Genomic DNA, 2,451 nt, shown 5'->3' with positions numbered 1-2,451 from the left:
CAAAAAGTGCCAGCCATTGGAGGAATCGGGGGGGAAATTAATGCACTTTTTCCCTGAAAATTAGGTAATTGACCCCCTGAAAATGGGTAAAACCCTACACCCCACACCCCACACCCTGCCCCCAGGAAAAACTTTTTGCCGCAAACCCTAATTATGATTGAGGAAAAGGGAGAATAATATAGCGAATAACTGTTCCTATTAAAGCTGTTCCCAAGATGCCGATTAACGTCCAAATCTGGGCTTTCTGAGAGCCTTTTAATTCTTTTGTATCTTCTTTTACTCCTTCAATATCTTTTTCTAAACTATCGACTTTTTCCTCTAATCTCGCCTGTACTATTTTAATATCCATAACATCTTTTTGCAGATTATCTAACTTCTGATTAATTGAACCTAAAATTTCTTTGAGGTCTTGTTCAATAGTAACTGACATCTAATGATTCTCCTAATAATGATAGTTATCAGCATTGTTGTCTATCTTATCTTAAGTGTTTGCCCAACCGAAGCGCCTCATTTTCCCCTGCTGCCTTCTCTAATTGTTGCCCTACCGCTACCATGATCTCCACTAATTTATGAGCCGATAATTCCTGATTAAGCCAATCCTTTCTCAGCCAACCATTGAGGATTATATAAACGAGATTGATAACGGGACCCACCATCACAAAGAACAGTAACTATGGTGTGTCCCGGTCCCATTTGTTTAGCCAAAGCCACGGCAGCACCGACATTAATACCCACAGAACCCCCCATAAATAAACCATCTTTTTGTAATAGTTGATAAACAACTTTGATGGCAGTGGGATCATCAATTTGAATGGCATCATCTATGGGTGCGCCTTCCATATTAGCCGTAATACGACTATTACCAATCCCTTCGGTAATTGAACTACCTTCCAGGGTAATTGTCCCGGTTTTCACATAACTATATAAACCGCTACCCATCGGATCCGCCACCAGGCAACGCACCTGGGGATTTTGGTCTTTTAAAAACATCGCCACCCCCGCGTAGGTTCCCCCGGTTCCCGTGGCAGCCACCCAAGCGTCAATTTTACCGTCGGTTTGTTCCCAGATTTCCCGGCCGGTGGTTTCGTAGTGAGCGCGACGATTAGCCAGATTATCGAATTGATTGGCCCAGATAGCATTTTCCATCTCACTGGCCAATCTCCCCGATAATTTAACGTAATTATTGGCATCTCGGTAGGGAACGGCGGGAACAGTACGCACTTCTGCGCCAAGGGTTCTCAATAGGTCGATTTTCTCTTGGGATTGGGTATCGGGAATGATAATCAGGCATTTATAACCTTTAGCATTGCAGATATGGGCCAAACCGATGCCAGTATTGCCGGCGGTTCCTTCGACAACGGTTCCCCCCGGTTGGAGAGTACCGGCTTTTTCCGCTTCTTGAATAATATATAAAGCGGCCCGATCCTTGACCGAACCACCGGGGTTAAGAAATTCGGCCTTACCGAGAATCTCGCAGCCGGTTTCCTCGCTAAAACTATTGAGACGAATTAGGGGAGTATTACCCACCGCATCGACGAAACCATGTTTAATATCCATAATCTGTTATTTTTCGTGCTGTTCCTAGGTTGAGACGATTTTTTGTACTAAGGGATGACGTACCACATCGGCCCGCGATAGGTAAGAAAAAGCGATCCCTTCTACTGATTTTAGGATTTTTTGAGCGGCAATTAACCCCGATTCTTGTTGTTGCGGTAAATCGGTTTGGGTGACATCTCCGGTTACTACCATGCGCGAACTGAATCCCAAGGGAGTTAAGACCATCAATGCGATCGCACTTTCTCCACTGGGGAATTGAATCGTTGGCCAATTTCTACCACTTTAGCAAAATTGTTGTCTTTGCTGAAAATATTGATTAAATTGGAAGTTTTTTAGCTGTTATTAGTTACCTAACCTACTATGGTGGTGGCATTCTGTAAGGAGTCCCACCGTGACTAACAATTCCATCGAGCCTTTGAATATTGGCAATACGATTAATACTGCCTTCCGTCTTTATCGTGATCGCTTCCAAACTTATGTATTCTTTGCTGTCCGCGCCTGTTTGTGGTCGCTTCTTCCCTTAATTTTGCAATTAATTCTCAGTCAATTACTTTATCAAACAATTACCCCCGAACAAGGCAGCGATATCGGTTTACGTTTATTTCTTTTCCCAGTACAAATTTTCTCGGCCGCTAAGTCTCTTTTTAATAGTGCGGTTATCTCACGATTAGCTTTTCAAGACATTATTTATCAGCCGGAAACTTCCGGACAAGCGGAAAAAAAAGTTAAGCCGAAAATGTGGCGCTTGTGGTGGATGCAGGTTTTGATCTTTTTGTTGGGAGCGGCAATAATCTTGCCGATAACGCTGTCTCTGGGGCTAGTCAGTGGTGTTATCCCCATCCTTGGTGTATTGCTTATTTTACCGGCTTCTTTCTGTCTTGCTTTTTTCTTCCT

2 protein-coding genes and 2 pseudogenes are annotated in these 2,451 nt (G+C 43.4%); 1 reads left to right on the top strand and 3 read right to left on the bottom strand.

Annotation, left to right across the window (positions count from 1 at the left end; genetic code table 11):
* Positions 1-151: 151 nt before the first annotated feature.
* The 3 genes and pseudogenes from PX636_RS14385 to PX636_RS14375 form a co-directional block, all read right to left on the bottom strand.
* The gene (locus tag PX636_RS14385; protein WP_004162819.1) at positions 152-430 is read right to left on the bottom strand and encodes a hemolysin XhlA family protein; all 279 of its coding nucleotides are present in this window, start codon (positions 428-430) and stop codon (positions 152-154) included.
* A gap of 158 nt (positions 431-588) precedes the next feature.
* The gene (locus PX636_RS14380; protein ID WP_004162818.1) at positions 589-1,557 is read right to left on the bottom strand and encodes a cysteine synthase A; all 969 of its coding nucleotides are present in this window, start codon (positions 1,555-1,557) and stop codon (positions 589-591) included.
* 24 nt (positions 1,558-1,581) lie between these two features.
* Positions 1,582-1,782, bottom strand: a pseudogene (locus tag PX636_RS14375) (PhoH family protein); the annotation flags it as partial.
* 166 nt (positions 1,783-1,948) lie between these two features.
* On the opposite strand from PX636_RS14375, the pseudogene PX636_RS14370 reads away from it, so the two are divergent.
* A pseudogene (locus PX636_RS14370) lies at positions 1,949-2,451 on the top strand (hypothetical protein); the annotation flags it as partial.

The organism is Microcystis sp. M53598_WE2 (assembly GCF_030067735.1).
Lineage (GTDB): Bacteria > Cyanobacteriota > Cyanobacteriia > Cyanobacteriales > Microcystaceae > Microcystis > Microcystis aeruginosa.
Note: the sequence above shows the minus strand (reverse complement) of the source record. Positions and strands in the feature narration are given on the sequence as shown.

What these genes read in the sequence shown, in the direction of transcription:
- PX636_RS14385 (WP_004162819.1), bottom strand. Translation starts at nt 430, where the DNA reads ATGTCAGTTACTATTGAACAAGACCTCAAAGAAATTTTAGGTTCAATT.
- PX636_RS14380 (WP_004162818.1), bottom strand. Translation starts at nt 1,557, where the DNA reads ATGGATATTAAACATGGTTTCGTCGATGCGGTGGGTAATACTCCCCTA.